Origin of the sequence: Amycolatopsis decaplanina DSM 44594, assembly GCF_000342005.1 — a bacterium.
GTDB classification, from domain to species: domain Bacteria; phylum Actinomycetota; class Actinomycetes; order Mycobacteriales; family Pseudonocardiaceae; genus Amycolatopsis; species Amycolatopsis decaplanina.
In genome coordinates, this window is record NZ_AOHO01000058.1 from 66,793 (window position 1) to 82,952 (window position 16,160).

Sequence of the window (16,160 nt, forward strand, 5' to 3'; positions counted from 1 at the left end):
AACCCGATCGGGTCAGCCACCGACAGCGAAGCCGACCTTGCGAACGTCCGACGGTGCGATCTCGACGTAGGCGATCCGGTCGGTGGGCACGATGTACTTACGGCCCTTTTCGTCGTCGAGGCGGAAGATCCCGTCGCCGGCCCTCAAGGCGTTCGCGACCAGTTCCTCGACCTCGTCGGGCGACTGGCCGCTGGACACCACGAGCTCTCGCGGCGTGTCCTTGATGCCGATCTTGACCTCCACGTGGGACCTCCGCTTGAAGTTCGAAATTACTGGTCCGCCAAGGCTAGCCGACTTGTGCCGATGCATCCTCAGCGGGAAAGCGTGCTTCGGATGTAACTCAGCCGAGCCCCAGCACCTGCATGCGCTTGGTGTGCCCCTGCTGCAACCGGCGGAACAGCGCGGCGATTCCCGAGAGGTCGCCCGAACCTTCGACGATCAGTTCGGCGAGCCCGTCCCGCTCGGCGACGACGTACTGGGCCTGCGTCAGCGCTTCGCCCAGCAGGCGGCGGCCCCACAGCGCGAGCTTGTCCCGCGCTTTCGGATCGGCCTCGATCCCGGCCGCGACCTCGCGTTCGGCGAACGCGGAATGTCCGGTGTCGGCGAGCACGGTGAGCACCAGATCCTTGGTCTCGGGGTCGAGCCAGGTGGCCATCTCGCGGTAGAGGTCCGCCGCGAGCCCGTCACCGACGTAGGCCTTCACCAGCGACTCGAGCCAGGAACGCGGCGCCGTGGAGGCGTGCCAGGCGTCGATGTGCCCGACGAACGGCCGCATCGCGTCCTCGATCGCGACGCCGTGCCCCCCGAGGTGCTTGGCGAGCAGGTCGTAGTGCCCGATCTCGGCGGCCGCCATGGAGGCCAGCGCGGCCCGGCCGGACAGCGTCGGCGCGGTGCGCGCGTCCTCGGCCATGCGATCGAATGCGGACAATTCCCCATAGGCGAGTACGCCGAGCAAATCGACTACGCCCTCACTGATCTGCTTTGCCTCCGTCACGGCGGAAAGGGTATCGCCGAACACACCCGCCCGGCCGGAAAGAGACCTGTCCCACCTCTCGACACGATGGGGACTTTCCGAAAACCGCAGACCAGGTACACTGACGGCCGGATACGACGGATCTTCCGTCCCGGATCGGGACGCCGCTGCGGCTGAAGGACAGCCGATGTGGTCCCGGTCAGCAAGAATTGATGTGCGTGCACGCCATCCTGCGGCATTCCCACGAAGGGCCGCTTCAGCGCCAGTAGCGCGGAGCCGAGCGAATTTTCGTGGTCGAGTGTCGATCGGTGACCAGGGCAGTGCGCGCTGGTCACGAGAGAGGCGAGCACCCTGACCACGAACGAAATCACAACCGAAGAGAACACCACCACCGGCGCCCCGGAGGCCGTCGCGCTGGAGCACAGCGAGACCGGTCCGGCCGCTCTGGACACTTCGCACCCGCTGCAGGCGGGCGCGCCGGTGGAACCCGAATCCCCCACCTTCGCCTCCTTCGGCGTCAAGCCGGAGATCGTGAAGGCCCTCGGCGAGGCTGGGATCGAGCGCACCTTCGCCATCCAGGCGCTGACGCTGCCGCTGGCCATGGCCGGCGACGACCTGATCGGCCAGGCCCGCACCGGAATGGGCAAGACGCTGGGCTTCGGCGTCCCGCTGCTGCACCGCGTCGAGGTCCCCGGCGACGGCACCCCGCAGGTGCTGGTCGTCGTGCCGACCCGTGAGCTGTGCGTCCAGGTCGCGAACGACCTCAAGGGCGCGGGCAAGCACCTCGGCATCCGCACGCTGGCCATCTACGGCGGCCGCCCGTACGAGCCGCAGATCGAGGCGCTCCGCAAGGGCGTCGACGTCGTCATCGGCACGCCCGGCCGTCTGCTGGACCTGGCCGAGCAGAAGCACCTGGTGCTGGGCAAGGTCCGCGGTCTGGTGCTGGACGAGGCCGACGAGATGCTCGACCTGGGCTTCCTGCCCGACATCGAGCGCATTCTCCGGATGGTCCCGGACAAGCGGCAGACGATGCTGTTCTCGGCGACCATGCCGGGTCCGATCATCACGCTGGCCCGCACGTTCCTGACCCAGCCGACGCACATCCGCGCCGAGGAGAACGACGCCGGCGCCATCCACGAGCGCACCACCCAGTTCGTCTACCGGGCGCACTCGATGGACAAGCCCGAGCTGATCGCCCGCGCGCTGCAGGCCGAGGGCCGCGGCCTGACGATGATCTTCACCCGCACCAAGCGCACCGCGCAGAAGGTCGCCGACGAACTCGTCGAGCGCGGCTTCGCGGCCGCCGCCGTGCACGGTGACCTGGGCCAGGGCGCCCGCGAGCAGGCCCTGCGCGCGTTCCGCTCCGGCAAGGTCGACGTGCTGGTCGCCACCGACGTCGCCGCCCGCGGTATCGACATCGACGACGTCACGCACGTGATCAACTACCAGACGCCGGAGGACGAGAAGACCTACGTCCACCGCATCGGCCGCACCGGCCGCGCCGGGCGCACCGGTGTCGCGATCACCCTCGTCGACTGGGACGAGGAGCCGCGCTGGAAGCTGATCTCCGACACCCTCGGCCTCGACATGCCCGAGCCCGCCGAGACGTATTCGTCGTCGAAGCACCTGTTCAGCGACCTGGGCATCCCCGAGGGGACCACCGGCCGCCTGCCGCTGTCGAAGCGGACCCGCGCCGGTCTTTCGGCCGAAGCCGAAGAGGACCTGGGCGGCAAGCGCCGGGGCCGTGGCCACGGCTCGGCCTCGAAGGACGAAGAGGCTCCTCGCAAGCGGAATCGCGCACCGCGCAAGCGGACTCGCGGTGGCGCCGACGCGGCCGCCAAGATCGAGGCGGCGGACGCCGCGGCGGCCTCGGCGGAAGGCACCGAGAGCGAGACCCCGTCGGAGGGCCGCACGCGGACCCGTCGCCGCAGCCGCGGTGGCGCGAAGCCGAGCCCGGAGGTCAGCGGCCCGGCGGTCGAGAAGGAGGCAGGCGACAGCGCCGAGCGTCCGGCTCGCCGACGCCGTCGTCGCCGTCCCTCGGCGACTTCTGATACACCTGCGTCGGCAGACTGAGCTTTCATACTGCGGACGTGGGGAGCTAGGGGCACGTGAGCGAACGCTGGGACGCCGCGCCGGACAACGAACCGGCGCGGCCCGTGCCCGCCGATCCCGAGCAGCCGGACGGCAGCGAGCCGGAGACGGCCGAAAACGCGATCGGCACGGAAGACGTGCTGGACGCCGAACCCGCTCAGCCGGTGGCCACCGAGCCGCCGCTGGGCGGGAAACGCGCCCGGCGCTCGCCGTGGAACCGCACGCGGGACCGCGTGATCGCCGCGGCGATCGTGGTGGTCGTCGCGGTCACCGGCATCGTCATCGGCGTGAACAGCGACAACGCGGCGACGGTCGCGCAGGTCGCCGCCACCCTGCCGCCCGGGCTCCCGCCCGCGCCCGCGCAAGTGCCCGGCTCCTTGAGCGAACTGTGGCAGGCTCCGAGTTCGTCGACGCCTGTCCCGATCGGCGAAGCCAACAGCGTCGTCACCGCGGACAAGGGCGAGGTACTCGGCCGTGATCCGTACACCGGCGACGTCCGGTGGCGTTACTCGCGCGATCTCGAACTGTGCACCGTCGCGCTCGCCGGGATCAAGGTGGACGCGGTGTACCGCAAGGACACCGGCTGCAGCGAGGTCACCCAGCTCGACGCGGGCACCGGCCGCCGCACGGCGCAGCGCAACGGCGACGCCGAACTCGGGACCAGGCTGGTCGTCGACGGATCGCATGTCACCACGACCGGAAAGAAACTGCTGAACACCTGGCGCGACGACCTGGTCAAGAGCATGGAGTACGGCCAGGTCCCCGCCATCGTGAACCCGAACAAGCAGCCGAGGACGGGCTGCACCTACGGCACGGTGGCCGCCGCGGCCGGCAAGATCGGCGTGATCGAGCACTGCCCCGGCGACCCGGCCGACCGCTTCACCGTCTACCGCGCGACCAACGACGAGGCCGACGACCCGAAGGTCGACTACAGCACCGTGCTCGCCGGGAAGAACGCGAAGGTCGTCGCGATGTCCGGCGATCTCGCGCTGATCGTGCTTCCCGAGCAGAAACTGCTGGTCATCTACGGCGGCGACGGCCTGCAGAAATCGGCGTATCCACTCGACGTGCCCGACGCGGACATCGCGCAGGATCCGGTGGGCGGCACCATGACGACCGCGTGGACCGCGCAGGGCGTCTACTGGTTCACCGGCTCGAAGACCATGGCGTTCTCACGGGACGACCTCACCCCGCGCTGGACGCTGAACAACTCCACCGGCCCGGGTGTGACCTTCGGAGAACAGCTGGTCGTACCCATCCAGGGCGGGCTCGCCGTGCTCGACGAGACGAGCGGCACCACGATCCGCACCGTCGGCGTCGACCGGCGCGGCTACACCGGCCCGGTGCTGCTTTCCTCGGTCGGGCCGGTGCTGCTGGAGCAGCGCGGCCCCACCCTGGTCGCGCTCAAGTGACCAGCCGGCGGTAGCAAAGGTCCCTTGCTCCCGCCGCCGTCATCGCGTCGTCGAGGTCTTGGTGCGGAACCGGCCGATCTCCTTCCAGCACCATTTGTCACCTTCGCGAGCGAGCGTGCCGGTGCCGGTGCGGGTTCGTCCTTCGACGTTCAGCGTGACGGCCATCGTGTACTCGGTTTCGGAGACCTTCGTGGCCTCGCCGAGCGTGGCGTTCGAAACGTCGCCGACTCGTTCGATGGCCTGCTCGACGTCCTTCTCCGCATTCCCGCACTTGAGCGCCGTCAACGCGGCCTTGTCGTGGGCGTTGATGCCGTCGACGATCGCCTGCGCGGTCCCTTCAGGGCCGGCCGCCTTGTCTGCCTTGTCGTCACCGAGGAAGAAGCCGGGAGCGACGAACCCGGTGATGCCCAGCGTGACCAGCACCACGACAGCGGCTGCGATACCCACCAGCAGGCCGGTCTTGTTGTTCTTCGGTGGCGCGGGCGGCCCGCCGAAGCCCTGTGGGTACTGCTGGTTCTGACCGTAGTGCTGCTGGCCGTAGCCGGGGTACTGCTGCTGGGGGTACGCGCCGCTTTGGTCGTAACCGCCGCCCTCCTGGTATTGCTGCCCCGGGTATTGCTGCCCCGGGTATTGCTGCCCTGGGTACTGCTGCCCGCCTTGGCCGTAACCGGGCTGTCCTGGCTGGGGTGGGTAGGTCATCAGCGGCGCCCTTCGTCCTCGCTGCGGGGCAGCGTGTTCATCTACGACATGCCCAGTGAGCCACAGTTTCGCGGGGACGGAAGGGTTTTTCGATCAGAGTGGCACTTTCCTGCCGTGTTCAGCTCCACCAGAACAGGCTCAGCGCGGCCGTCACGCTCACCACGACGCCGAGACCCGCGAAGCCGGCGACGCGGCCATTACGTGTATCGACGACCCGTTGTGCCAGCAAGGCGACGACCGCCGCGACCGGATGTCCGATCAGCATCAACGGCCCCGGCCCGGGAGCACCGGTGAACAGGCAGATCCCGGCGATCACGACGACGCACACCGCGAGCACGGCCATCCCCGCCGCGAGCGATCCGGTCAGCCCGCGCCAGAACCGGCCGCGTTCGGGCGTCGCGGGCTGCTCCACGGGCGGCGGTGTGATCGCGAGCTCCTCTGTGTCCGGTGACGACACGTCCTCGCCTGTCCAATCGTCGGGTCTCGGGAATCTAGGGCGCCAACAGCTCCCACGGCTGAGCCGCGGGCCCGGCCTCCTGGCCTGCCGCGCAACTGGGGCGGAAGTCGCACCAAGAGCAACGGCGGCCCGGGCGTGCCGGGAACAACACGTCCTCGTCGCCGCCGGCGTCCAGGGTATCCGTCGCCAGCCGCAGGTCCCCGGCGGTCTCGTCGGCGCGTTGGAGATGTCGTTGGAGGCTCTGCTCGGTGTGCTCGGCCGCCGCGATGGTTCCGGTGGGCACGTGGTGCAGCTCGACCTGGTAGCACGGCGTCCGCAGCGTCCTGGCGGCCGCGACCGCGTACAACGCCAAAGCCTGCGAAGAGCGCGCCTCGTACTCGTCCGGCTCACGACGGCCGGTCTTGTAGTCGATGATCACCAGTTCCCGGCCGCGCTGATCGATACGGTCGGCGCGGCCCTCGATGATGTGTCTGGGTCCGCTGCCCGGCTCGAGCGTGACCGGCGCCGAAACCCAGCGCTCCAGCCCGACCGGATCGACGCTGACGTCGTTGTGCTCGACGTACTCCGCGACCCAGGCCTTGGCCCTGGCCCGGTACCGGGCGGCCTGGTCGGCGTCTTCGAACCCGGCGTCCTTCCAGTGCTCGGCCACGAGCGCCATCGCCCGTTGCGGGACGCGCTTGGTCACCGGCAGGTCGAACAACGCCCGCAGCGCGTTGTGCACCACCGCACCCAGCGTGCTGTGCGCCCATGCGCCGGTGCGTGCCGGGGACGGGCGGTCCAGATACGACATGCGGTAGCGGCGCGGGCAATCTTCGAACGTCGCGAGGCGCGCGGGCGAGACCTTCGTCAGCTTGCGCGGCGCTTCGACGCCGAAGTCGAAACCAATCTGCTCCATCGGATCACCCCGCCTGCAACGCTACGCACCCCCACCGACACTTTTCGAGGGGATCCCCAGGAAGGAAGCAAGGGACCTTTGCTACCGCTCGCGCCTGGGCCTGGGTACATGAAGGCCCTCTTCCTGTACACAGGCGCAAGGAAGGGGCCTTCATGTACTTGGGAACGACCGTCACGTGCCCGAGATGAAGCCCTTCACCGAGTTCGCCACCAGCTCGACCGCGATCGCGGCCAGCAGCAGACCGGCGATCTTCGCCAGCAGCGTGATCCCGCTTTCCTTGATCAGCCGGATGACCACGCCCGAGTACCGCATGCACAGGTACAGCACGAAGTGCACCGTCACGATCGAAAGCGCGAGAGCCACGTACGCGCCGACGTGCCCCTCGGCCTGCCGTACGAAGACGATGGTCGCGGCGATCGCACCGGGACCGGCGAGCAGCGGCGTCCCGAGCGGCACGAGGGCGACGTTGACGTCGTCGCCCGCCGCTTCGGCCTCGCCGCCGGTCTTGCCGGTGAGCAGCTGCAGGGCGATGAGCAGCAGCAACAGCCCGCCCGCGCCCTGCAGCGCCGGGATCCCGATGCCGAGGTAGGACAGGATCGCTTGTCCCGCGACGGCGAACAGCGAGATCACCAGCAGGGAGACCAGCACCGCCTGCCGCGCGGCCTTGGCGCGGAACGCCACCGACTTGCGGCCGGTCAGGCTCAGGAACACCGGCACCGTGCCGGGCGGGTCCATGATGACGATCAGCGTGATCGTCGCGCTCATGAACAGGCGCGCGTCGAAGAAGTCCGTGATCGTCACCGGGTCACGACCTGGTATCCGGTCGACCGCGCGACGAGTTCTTCGAGCGCGAGCGGATCGGTGGTCTCGTCGCCGAGATCGATGGTCTTGTTCGTGCCGTGGTAGTCGCTCGACCCGGTGCGCACGAGTCCCAGCTCCCCCGCCAGCCCGTGCAGCTGGACGCGGGTCTCCTCGTCGTGGTTCGGGTGGTCGACCTCGACGCCGGTGAGCCCGTGCGCGGCCAGTCCGGCGAGCACGTCGACGGTGATGGTCGCGCCACGCGTGTAGGCGAAGGGATGCGCGATGACGGTGACCCCGCCCGCCTCCGCGATCATGTCGATCGCGTCCTCCACGAGCGTGTCCTGCCGCGCCACGAAGTATCCGCTGCCGTTGCCGAGGTAGCTCCCGAACGCCTCGTTCACCGATGAGACGACGCCGGCGCGGACCAGGGCCTGCGCGAGGTGCGGCCGTCCGGCCGAACCGTCCTCGGGGAGCAGCGACATGACCTCGTCGGGATCGACCGGGAGACCGTCCGCGGCCATCCGCTCGGCCATCACGCGCAGCCGCCATCGCCGCTCCGACCGCAGCCGGGTCTGTTCGGCGACGACCGCCGGCGATTCCGGGTCGAAGAGGTACGCGAGCAGGTGGACGCTGATGTGCCGCCCGGTCACCGGATCGACGGAGATCGTGGACAGCTCGGCGCCGGGAACCAGGGTGAGCCCTGGCGGAAGTGCCTCGGCGGCCGGGGCCCAGCCGGCCGTGGTGTCGTGATCGGTGATCGCGACTACGTCGAGGCCCGCCTTCGCGGCGGCGGCGACCAGCCCGGCAGGGCTGTCGGTACCGTCGGAGGCGGTGGAGTGGGCGTGCAGGTCGATGCGCATCGCGGCCAGTATCTATCGCGCTGTTCAGGGCCGCGCTGCCAGGGCGCGACCGGGTGACCTGCGTTGCAGTCCGCGGCGACGGCGCCCTGCCATCACGCCCCTGAGGCCCGCCGGCCAAAGGCGCGCGACTCCGGGACCCGCGCTAACCGACCTTCTTCTTGCCGCGTGCCGCACGCTGCGCCTTGATCATCGAGAAACGCTCGGCCTGCTTCTGCTTGTCGCCGAAGACGAGCTCGGAAATCGTGTCGTAGAACTCTTCCGGCTTTGGCAGGTAGTCGATGCGGTTCAGCGCCTGGATCTGACCGGCGGACTCGACCACCATGGTCCCGTACCCCATCATCCGGCCCCACGCCGAACGTTCGTAGGTGAGGTCGGTGACCTTGGTGATCGGCATCATCAGCACCTTGGTGGTGTAGACACCGGTGGTCATCACGAATCGTTTGTCGGTGACGACCAGCCGCTCGACCCACCACTCCATCACCACGTACGCGAAGCGCAGGATGACGAGCAACGCGGCGTACCAGAGGATGTTCTGGATGACCCACGCGGCAGGCGGCAGCAGGTAGGACACCAGGACGCAGACGGCCAGCAAGGCCACCGCCTCGAAGGTGTCCCACAGGAGCACCGCCCAGTGACGGCGAATCCTGATGACCCGACGCTCGGTGTCGAGGAGATACTCGTCTGGATCGCGTGGGGCGAACATACCGATAGAGTATCCGCCGTCCGCTAGCTGAAGACGTTGCTGACGAAGGTGATCACCGATTCGGCCGAGTCACGAAGGAAGCCGATGATGTTTCCCACGAGGCCCGCGGCCTGACCTGGCTGCGCGATCACGAAGAACAGCACCAACGCGATTCCTGCGAAAGTGAGGAGCTTTTTCGCGTTCACAGCGATCAATCCTGTCTCTTACGGTGACTGACTGCGGATACTGACCATTCATTTTGTACCGCACCTTCCACCCGCGCGGGAGGGAAGTCCCGCGCTTGGGTCAGCCGGCAGGGGGAAGTGTACCGTACGGCTACTCTCCGTGTACAGGACAGCCATTGTCAGGAAGCCCGCGTCTACCATTCGGGAATGAACACCGTTTCGGGCAGCACCGTCCGCTGTGTCGGCGGCATCGTTCACGACGAACTGGGGCGGATTCTGCTGATCCGGCGCGCGAATGAACCCGGACGTGGACTCTGGTCGGTCCCCGGCGGCCGCGTGGAACCAGGCGAAACGGACGAAGCGGCCGTCATTCGTGAGATGCTCGAAGAGACCGGGCTCGACGTGATACCGGGCACATACGTCGGTAACGCCCGCCGCGGCCACTACGACATCCACGACTACGCCTGCGCGGTCACCGGCGGCACTCTCCGTGCCGGGGACGACGCCGACGACGCCCGGTGGATCGACGCCGAAACCTTGATCGAACTCGACAAAGACGGCCGCTTGGCCGAACTCCTGTTCGTCACTCTCCGCGACTGGGGAGTGCTGCCGACCGGGAATACCCCATCGTCTTGACACCCGTCGTGCCCGGTCCGGCGAAAGACGCGGGGATAAAGCGACGCGTGAGGTGAAAATTATCCTCGCCGATGCTTTCCCGACATCTCGGAGAGCCGAAAGATCACAGGTCCGTGAAGGCCTCCTTGAGGGACCCTGGGTCCCTCAAGGAGGCCTTCACGGACCACGCACACAACCAGGCCGGGCCTAAACCGGCAGCCAGGTCATCCGCTGCCCGTGCGGGGCCGTTCTGGCCAGCGCTCGCACGTCCGGGACCCCGCCGTCCCAGCGGACGAGGCCGAGCACGGCCTGGTCCGCTGGTTCGGCCAGATCGGTCCTGCCGGGCACCAGGGGCTCCAGCGCGGCGGCGTAGAACTCCTCGCTGACCCACCACAACGGCCGGTCCGCGGCGAGCTTCCGGAGGGCCTCGAGGAAGTCCGTCCGCCGCTCCCCCAGGTACGCCAGCACGTGACTGGTCAGCACGACGAGAGGGGCGTCGGCGGGCAGGGTGGCGGCCGCCGAGGCGAGATCGTCGACGGCGTCACCGGCGATCAGCTCCGGCCGCTGCTTGCCCTGCGCCGCCGCAGCCGTGCGCAGGAGCCGGATCCGGTCCGGCTGGTCAGCCCAGACACAGGCTTCGAGCCAGGCCAGTTCGTCTTCGTCCGCGAGGTCCACCGGGGCGCGGTCGAGGCCGGCGCGTGCGGTGATCGTCAGCTTCTTCGGCACCTTCGGCGTGACGGCGCCGGGCGCGAGGTCCAGCGCGCAGTGCAGGCCGACCGCGGTCTTCGCGGGCCCGGCGGTGAGCTGTTCACCGCCGTCGCACTGGTAGCGGTAGGCGTATTTGTCCAGGCCGAGGAGCAGGCCCGCGCTGCAACCGACCTCGAGCAGCGCGATCTTGCCGCCCGCCTCCTTCGCCGCCGCCGTCACGGCGGGGTAGAGCAGCGCGGCACGGCGGACCTCGTTGGTCTGCGTGTACCGCGAGGAGATGATCGCCCGCGCCTTGTCCGCCCGCTCCAGCAGGAAGGAGCGGAACAGCGGCCACGTCTCCGAATCCACGCCGTCGAAACCGCCGACGGACGGGTAGTACCGCGAGAGCGGGTGGATGGGGTCGGCCTGGATGAGCCGGTGAGCCGTCGCCATGAGCAGCGTTCCGCGGGCTTCACCGCCCCGGGCGTCGGTCAGCAGCCCGGCGACGTCGTCGTCCTCGGACGCCTTCGCCGCCAGGTGCTCGTACAGCGGCGAAACACCGGCCGCCTCGACCGTCGCGAACTTCCGCAGGCGGCTCTTGATCTCATCCAGCCCGATGGGCATCGACGCGCTCCCTCTTCCGTTCGTGACACCCGTCATTCATGCGGGACAGGGCGACCTGGCTGTTCGCCGCCCCTGGTGTCACCGTAAGACCGTTTCGGCACCATCACCTTGCGACGGAACACACAGACGATCGTGCCGTCCTGCTTGTAGCCGCGGGTCTCGACGTAGACGACGCCACGGTCGTCCTTCGACTTCGACGGCGTCTTGTCCAGCACTTCGGTCTCGCCGTAGATGGTGTCACCGTGGAAGGTCGGCTTCACGTGTTTCAGCGATTCGACCTCGAGGTTCGCGATCGCCTTGCCGGACACGTCCGGCACCGACATCCCCAGCAGCAGCGAGTAGATGTAGTTGCCGACCACGACGTTCTTGCCGAAGTCGGTGGTCTCCTCGGCGTAGTGCGCGTCGAGGTGCAGCGGATGGTGGTTCATGGTGATGAGGCAGAACAGGTGGTCGTCGTACTCGGTGACCGTTTTGCCCGGCCAGTGCTTGTAGACCGCACCGACCTCGAACTCTTCGTAATAGCGACCGAACTGCACCCATTCCTCCTGAACGAGTAACGCGGCGTGAGCCTGGAACGACAGGCCTTCGTGTTGAGGAGTACCCTCGATCATTGGTGTCGGCTCGTCAACGCGACCCACACCACTGCGTAACCGTCCGCCGAGCCGAGGAGGTGAGGAACCCGATGTCCAGTGGCGATAGTCCGCTTCCTAGTAGTCGCAGCGTTTCCGCCTTCACACCTCGCCGGATCCCCACCTGGCAGGGCTGACGAAACCGGGAACGCTGGCCTAGCCGAGCGGCCCCCCGACCGCTTGGCCCGTCGTCTTCGCGCACAACGCACGACGTCTGCCCAGGAGATCCCATGCCTGCCATTCCCTCGCTCGGTGGCCTTCGCGGCCGGAACAACGGTCGTGCCAAGAGCGTCCCTGAACGCCCGTTGCCCGTCCCTCTTTCGGCGTACGTCGTCGACTGCGCGGTGTACGTGGAGGGCAAGCGCCTGCCCGGCCGCTGGACGCACGCCGAGGCGATCAAAGAGGTGCGCAAGCGGCACGCCGGGTTCGTCTGGATCGGCCTGCACGAGCCCGACGCGGTCCAGATCCAGGGCATCGCGGACACCTTCGGCCTGCACGAACTGGCCGTCGAAGACGCGCTCGAAGCACACCAGCGGCCCAAGCTGGAGCGCTACGACGACACGCTGTTCATGGTGCTGAAGACGGTCCGGTACGTCGAGCACGAGTCGCCGACCACGGCGAACGAGATCGTCGAGACCGGTGAGCTGATGGCGTTCCTCGGCCGCGACTTCGTGATCACCGTGCGGCACGGGAACCACTCGGGGCTCGCCAGGCTGCGCCGCGAACTCGACCAGGACCCGGAGCGGCTCGACCTCGGGCCGTCCGCGGTGCTGCACGCGATCGCGGACCATGTCGTCGACCACTACCTGGACGTGACCACGCGGATCGAGTCGGACATCGACGAGATGGAGACGCAGGTCTTCGCGCCGCGCTCCAAGGTCAGCGCCGAGCAGATCTACTTCATGAAGCGCGAGGTGCTGGAACTGCGGCGTTCGGTGATGCCGCTGGGGACACCGCTGCAGCGACTGGCCGAGGGCTACACGCGGCTCATCCCGGACGAGGTCCGGTCCTACTTCCGCGACGTCTCCGACCACTTGACGACCGTCGCGGAGCGGGTCGCGAACTTCGACGAACTGCTGACCACCCTGGTCGACGCGACACTGGCGAAGATCACGCTTCAGCAGAACACCGACATGCGCAAGATCACCGCGTGGGCGGCGATCATCGCGGTCCCGACGGCGCTCGCCGGCATCTACGGGATGAACTTCGACTACATGCCGGAACTGCATTGGCGCTTCGGCTACCCGGTGGCGATGACGATCATCTTCGGCGTCTGCATCCTGCTCTACCGAATATTCAGGAAGAACCGCTGGCTCTGACCTCTTCCCGCTTCCGGTAGTACCTGGAGTTCCCCATGCCAAGGATCCTGACCAACCTCAAATTCTGGGCGCTGGCGTTCTGCGTCGTCTGGCTCGGCGTCGTCATCGCGATCATCGCCAAGGACCCCGCTTTCGCGCACGGCACCAAGTAGCGCCTCCGGGATTACCCTGGAGCGCATGAAAGCGCTGGTCGTCGCGGACGAGGTCGAGGAGCGGCTGTGGACGTCCGCCGTCCGCAACCACCCGGCCGACCTCGTCATCGGCGCCGGCGACCTGCCCTACGACTACCTCGAGTTCCTGGCGGGCGCGCTCGACGTGCCGTGCGTGTTCGTCCCCGGCAACCACGACCCCGACCTGTCCGGCTACACGCGCTACGGCGGACTGTCCATGAAGGACGGTTTCCCCGCCGTGTGGCCCGGGCCGGCGGGCGGGGTGAACGCGGACGGCCGGGTCGTCGACGTCGGCGGGCTCCGCTTCGCCGGGCTCGGCGGCTCGGTCCGGTACAACGACGGCCCGAACCAGTGGACACAACGCCAGCAGGCGCGGCGGGCCCGGCGGCTGGTGCGCCGGGCCCGGTTCCGCCGCTGGCGGGACGGACGGGACGTCGACGTCCTGCTCACCCACGCACCGCCGCGGCACTGCGGCGACCGCGAGGATCCGCCGCACCGCGGGTTCGACTGTCTCCATCGCACGATCGAGTTGCTGCGGCCGAAATGGTTGCTGCACGGGCACATCCACCCGCACGGTGAACCCGTGCCGGACCGGGTGCTCGGCGGGACCACGGTACGCAACGTGGTCGGGCACCGGATCATGGAGCTACTGTGAAGGACACCGGTTTTCCCCGCGCGGACGCGGAACACGACTTCCTCCGCGCGCGACGGCGTCAGGTGTTGTCGAGGCTGGCGAACTGGCTTCGCCGCGAGCCCGACGACGTCAACATCATGCTGCCGTTCCACGAGGTGGTCGACGCGCTCGGCTATCTCGGCGAGCGGAAGATCGGGGCACGGGTGATCCGGCTCGATTCGATCGTCGGCAGTGTGGACCGCGGCCGCGACTTCGACCGCCGGTTCCGCCCGACGTCCGGCCGCGTCCGCGAACGCTGGGAACGGCTGGCGCTCGCGACCAGACGTGGCGAGTCCATCCCGCCGATCGAGGTGTACCGCGTCGGCGAACTGCACTTCATCATCGACGGACACCACCGCGTTTCGGTGGCCCACGCGATGCGACTGTCCACAATAGAGGCGATGGTCACCGAGGTGCGGACCAAACTGGACCCGAGCGGGATCCGGTACCGCGGCGACCTGATCGTGAAGGACTACCGGCGGCTGTTCCTGGAACGCGTCCCGCTTTCGGGGCACGCGCGGGCTTCGGTGGTGTTCACGGATCCGTGGGACTACGCGCGGCTCGGTGAGCACGTCGAGGCGTGGGGTTTCCGGCTGATGCAGGACGAAGGGGCCTACTCGGACCGAGCGACACTGGCGCAGCGATGGTTCGACGAGGAGTTCGTGCCGGTGGTGGCGATGCTGCGGCAGGCGGACCTGATCGGCGACCGCACCGACGCCGAGGCGTACCTGTGGGTGGCGTGCGAACGGTACCGGCTGATCCGGACGCACCGGTGGGACGACGAGGTCTTCGAGGCGGTGCGGCGGCAGTCGTGAGTGTTCCGGTTCGTCGAATCGCCCCGGAACACTCACGACACGCGAGCTACATGTGCACCGCGACCGGAGCACCCTCCGCGGCGCCTTCCGGCGCCTTCGCCGGGGCACCGGACCGCAGCAGCAGCCCGCAGATCACCGCGCCGATGACGAAGATCCACCCGCCCCACACGAAGGCGGTCGTGTAACTGTGCACGGCCGCTTCGGCCGCGAGCTGCGGCGAAGGCACCTTCCCGGCCAGGAACGACGTCGCCGCGTTACCCGCCAGCGTGCTCAGCAGTGCGGTCCCGATCGAGCCGCCGACCTGCTGCGCGGTGTTGACCGCCGCCGACGCGACACCGGCGTCGTGCGTGTCGACGCCGAAGGTCGCGACGCTCATCGCGGGCGCCATGGCGAGACCGATTCCGACGCCCATGACCATCAGCGGGAACAGCACCCCGCCGGCGTAGGTGCTGGTGGTGTCGATGGCCGAGAGCCAGAACAGACCCGCGCCCGCGATCAGCATTCCCAATGACACCAAAGGTTTCGCGCCGAACTTCGGCAGGAGCACGGCCGTCGCCGAGGTCGCGCTCGCCATCAGGGTGGCCACCATCGGCAGGAACGCGACCCCGCTCTGCACCGGCGTGAACCCGAGGTTCAGCTGGATGTAGAAGGTGAGGAACAGGAAGATCGAGAACATCCCGATGGCGAGCAGGAACATCGCCAGGTACGAGCCACCGCGGTCGCGGTCCAGCAGCACCCGCAGCGGCAGAAGCGGATGTGAGACCCGCTGCTGGATCACCACGAACGCGGCGAGCAGCACGACACCGGCGGCGAGGAAGCCCCACACCGAGATCGAGGACCACGAGTCACGCTCGGCGTTCGCGAAGCCGTAAACCAACGCGAAGAGTCCGGCCGACGCGGTGATCGTGCCCGGGATGTCGAGCTTCGGGCGCGGGCCTTCGGTCTCGGAGTTCTTCAGCAGCACGGCCGAACCGGCGAACGCGATCACCGCGAAGATGATGTTGACGTACATCGACCAGCGCCAGTCGAGGTACTCGGTCAGCACGCCGCCGAGCAGCAGGCCGATCGCCGCGCCGCCACCACCGATCGCGCCGAAGACGCCGAAGGCCTTGCCGCGCTCCTTCGGGTCGGTGAAGGTCGTGGTCAGCAGCGAAAGTGCCGCCGGTGCGAGAAGAGCACCGAAGACACCCTGTGCGGCACGGGCGACGAGCAGCATCTCGATGCTGCTGGCCGCCCCACCGATCGCGGACACGATGGCGAAGCCGGCGAGCCCGACGAGGAACGCGCGTTTGCGGCCGAAGAGGTCCGCGAGCCGCCCGCCCAGCAGGAGCAAGCTGCCGAACGCGAGCGCGTAGGCGGTGACGACCCACTGGCGGGCGTCGTTCGAGAACTCGAGGTCCCGCTGCGCCGACGGGAGCGCGATGTTCACGACGGTGGCGTCGAGTACGACCATCAGCTGGGCGAGACCGATCATCACCAGGATCAGCCATCTCCTGGCGTGGTGCGGGTTGGCGTGCTGCGCGGCCGCGTCCCCCGGCGGCGTGGCGACAGCGGTGGATGAGTCAGACATACG

The 16,160-nt window shown here is 68.5% G+C and carries 18 protein-coding genes; 6 read left to right on the forward strand and 12 right to left on the reverse strand.

Annotated elements, in window-relative coordinates:
* Window positions 1-12: 12 nt before the first annotated feature.
* Both H074_RS19585 and H074_RS19590 read right to left on the reverse strand, forming a co-directional pair.
* Window positions 13-243, reverse strand: a complete 231-nt coding sequence (locus H074_RS19585; RefSeq protein WP_007031786.1) for a DUF3107 domain-containing protein — start codon at window positions 241-243, stop codon at window positions 13-15.
* 97 nt (window positions 244-340) lie between these two features.
* A complete protein-coding gene (locus H074_RS19590) occupies window positions 341-994 on the reverse strand; it encodes a ferritin-like fold-containing protein (protein ID WP_039923002.1) in 654 nt (217 codons plus the stop codon).
* Between the two features lie 459 nt (window positions 995-1,453).
* Between H074_RS19590 and H074_RS19595 the strand changes: the two genes are divergently transcribed.
* Window positions 1,454-3,046 carry a DEAD/DEAH box helicase gene (locus H074_RS19595; protein WP_007031788.1) on the forward strand — a complete coding sequence of 531 codons (1,593 nt, stop codon included), beginning with the start codon at window positions 1,454-1,456 and terminating at the stop codon, window positions 3,044-3,046.
* A gap of 35 nt (window positions 3,047-3,081) precedes the next feature.
* Window positions 3,082-4,476 carry an Rv3212 family protein gene (locus tag H074_RS19600; protein WP_007031789.1) on the forward strand — a complete coding sequence of 465 codons (1,395 nt, stop codon included), beginning with the start codon at window positions 3,082-3,084 and terminating at the stop codon, window positions 4,474-4,476.
* 39 nt (window positions 4,477-4,515) lie between these two features.
* Here the strand turns inward: H074_RS19600 and H074_RS19605 are convergent, their stop codons facing one another.
* The 7 genes from H074_RS19605 to H074_RS41045 all read right to left on the reverse strand — a co-directional run bounded on the left by H074_RS19605 (window position 4,516) and on the right by H074_RS41045 (window position 9,076).
* Window positions 4,516-5,175 (reverse strand): hypothetical protein, encoded by a 660-nt coding sequence (locus tag H074_RS19605; RefSeq protein ID WP_007031790.1) that lies wholly within the window; start codon window positions 5,173-5,175, stop codon window positions 4,516-4,518.
* 118 nt (window positions 5,176-5,293) lie between these two features.
* Window positions 5,294-5,632, reverse strand: a complete 339-nt coding sequence (locus H074_RS19610; RefSeq protein WP_007031791.1) for a hypothetical protein — start codon at window positions 5,630-5,632, stop codon at window positions 5,294-5,296.
* Window positions 5,633-5,666: 34 nt separating this feature from the next.
* On the reverse strand, window positions 5,667-6,527 hold the full coding sequence (locus H074_RS19615) for a RecB family exonuclease (protein WP_007031792.1): 861 nt from the start codon (window positions 6,525-6,527) through the stop codon (window positions 5,667-5,669).
* A gap of 171 nt (window positions 6,528-6,698) precedes the next feature.
* The gene (locus H074_RS19620; protein WP_007031793.1) at window positions 6,699-7,328 is read right to left on the reverse strand and encodes a MarC family protein; all 630 of its coding nucleotides are present in this window, start codon (window positions 7,326-7,328) and stop codon (window positions 6,699-6,701) included.
* A complete protein-coding gene (locus tag H074_RS19625) occupies window positions 7,325-8,188 on the reverse strand; it encodes a PHP domain-containing protein (RefSeq protein WP_007031794.1) in 864 nt (287 codons plus the stop codon). The genes H074_RS19620 and H074_RS19625 overlap by 4 nt, the downstream gene beginning before the upstream one ends.
* Window positions 8,189-8,330: 142 nt before the next feature.
* Window positions 8,331-8,891, reverse strand: coding sequence for a PH domain-containing protein (locus H074_RS19630; RefSeq protein WP_007031795.1), 561 nt, complete (start codon window positions 8,889-8,891; stop codon window positions 8,331-8,333).
* 23 nt (window positions 8,892-8,914) lie between these two features.
* A complete protein-coding gene (locus tag H074_RS41045) occupies window positions 8,915-9,076 on the reverse strand; it encodes a hypothetical protein (protein WP_005167589.1) in 162 nt (53 codons plus the stop codon).
* A gap of 186 nt (window positions 9,077-9,262) precedes the next feature.
* On the opposite strand from H074_RS41045, the gene H074_RS19635 reads away from it, so the two are divergent.
* Window positions 9,263-9,691 carry an NUDIX hydrolase gene (locus H074_RS19635; protein ID WP_007031796.1) on the forward strand — a complete coding sequence of 143 codons (429 nt, stop codon included), beginning with the start codon at window positions 9,263-9,265 and terminating at the stop codon, window positions 9,689-9,691.
* A gap of 186 nt (window positions 9,692-9,877) precedes the next feature.
* On the opposite strand, the gene H074_RS19640 is transcribed toward H074_RS19635, so the two are convergent.
* Both H074_RS19640 and H074_RS19645 read right to left on the reverse strand, forming a co-directional pair.
* Entirely contained in the window at window positions 9,878-10,981 is a 1,104-nt protein-coding gene (locus H074_RS19640) for a DUF2332 domain-containing protein (RefSeq protein ID WP_007031797.1), read from the reverse strand.
* A gap of 32 nt (window positions 10,982-11,013) precedes the next feature.
* Window positions 11,014-11,592 (reverse strand): MaoC family dehydratase, encoded by a 579-nt coding sequence (locus H074_RS19645; protein ID WP_338022513.1) that lies wholly within the window; start codon window positions 11,590-11,592, stop codon window positions 11,014-11,016.
* 248 nt (window positions 11,593-11,840) lie between these two features.
* Here H074_RS19645 and corA point away from each other — a divergent pair, with 248 nt between their 5' ends.
* From corA to H074_RS19660, 3 genes are all read left to right on the forward strand, one after another.
* Window positions 11,841-12,929: a magnesium/cobalt transporter CorA gene (gene corA, locus H074_RS19650; RefSeq protein WP_007031799.1), complete on the forward strand. Its 1,089-nt coding sequence runs from the start codon at window positions 11,841-11,843 to the stop codon at window positions 12,927-12,929.
* Between the two features lie 177 nt (window positions 12,930-13,106).
* Window positions 13,107-13,754, forward strand: a complete 648-nt coding sequence (locus tag H074_RS19655; protein ID WP_007031800.1) for a metallophosphoesterase family protein — start codon at window positions 13,107-13,109, stop codon at window positions 13,752-13,754.
* Complete coding sequence (locus H074_RS19660) at window positions 13,751-14,587, forward strand: ParB N-terminal domain-containing protein (protein ID WP_007031801.1); 837 nt, start codon at window positions 13,751-13,753, stop codon at window positions 14,585-14,587. Before H074_RS19655 ends, H074_RS19660 begins: the two co-directional genes overlap by 4 nt.
* 46 nt (window positions 14,588-14,633) lie before the next feature.
* Here the strand turns inward: H074_RS19660 and H074_RS19665 are convergent, their stop codons facing one another.
* Window positions 14,634-16,157, reverse strand: a complete 1,524-nt coding sequence (locus H074_RS19665) for an MFS transporter (protein WP_007031802.1) — start codon at window positions 16,155-16,157, stop codon at window positions 14,634-14,636.
* Window positions 16,158-16,160 lie beyond the last annotated feature (3 nt).

Excerpts from the sequence above, each read along its gene's own strand:
- H074_RS19640 (WP_007031797.1), bottom strand. The coding sequence starts at position 10,981 with ATGCCCATCGGGCTGGATGAGATCAAGAGCCGCCTGCGGAAGTTCGCG.
- H074_RS19645 (WP_338022513.1), bottom strand. The coding sequence starts at position 11,592 with ATGATCGAGGGTACTCCTCAACACGAAGGCCTGTCGTTCCAGGCTCAC.
- H074_RS19635 (WP_007031796.1), top strand. The coding sequence starts at position 9,263 with ATGAACACCGTTTCGGGCAGCACCGTCCGCTGTGTCGGCGGCATCGTT.
- H074_RS19615 (WP_007031792.1), bottom strand. The coding sequence starts at position 6,527 with ATGGAGCAGATTGGTTTCGACTTCGGCGTCGAAGCGCCGCGCAAGCTG.
- corA (WP_007031799.1), top strand. The coding sequence starts at position 11,841 with ATGCCTGCCATTCCCTCGCTCGGTGGCCTTCGCGGCCGGAACAACGGT.
- H074_RS19625 (WP_007031794.1), bottom strand. The coding sequence starts at position 8,188 with ATGCGCATCGACCTGCACGCCCACTCCACCGCCTCCGACGGTACCGAC.
- H074_RS19605 (WP_007031790.1), bottom strand. The coding sequence starts at position 5,175 with ATGACCTACCCACCCCAGCCAGGACAGCCCGGTTACGGCCAAGGCGGG.
- H074_RS19655 (WP_007031800.1), top strand. The coding sequence starts at position 13,107 with ATGAAAGCGCTGGTCGTCGCGGACGAGGTCGAGGAGCGGCTGTGGACG.
- H074_RS19665 (WP_007031802.1), bottom strand. The coding sequence starts at position 16,157 with ATGTCTGACTCATCCACCGCTGTCGCCACGCCGCCGGGGGACGCGGCC.
- H074_RS19630 (WP_007031795.1), bottom strand. The coding sequence starts at position 8,891 with ATGTTCGCCCCACGCGATCCAGACGAGTATCTCCTCGACACCGAGCGT.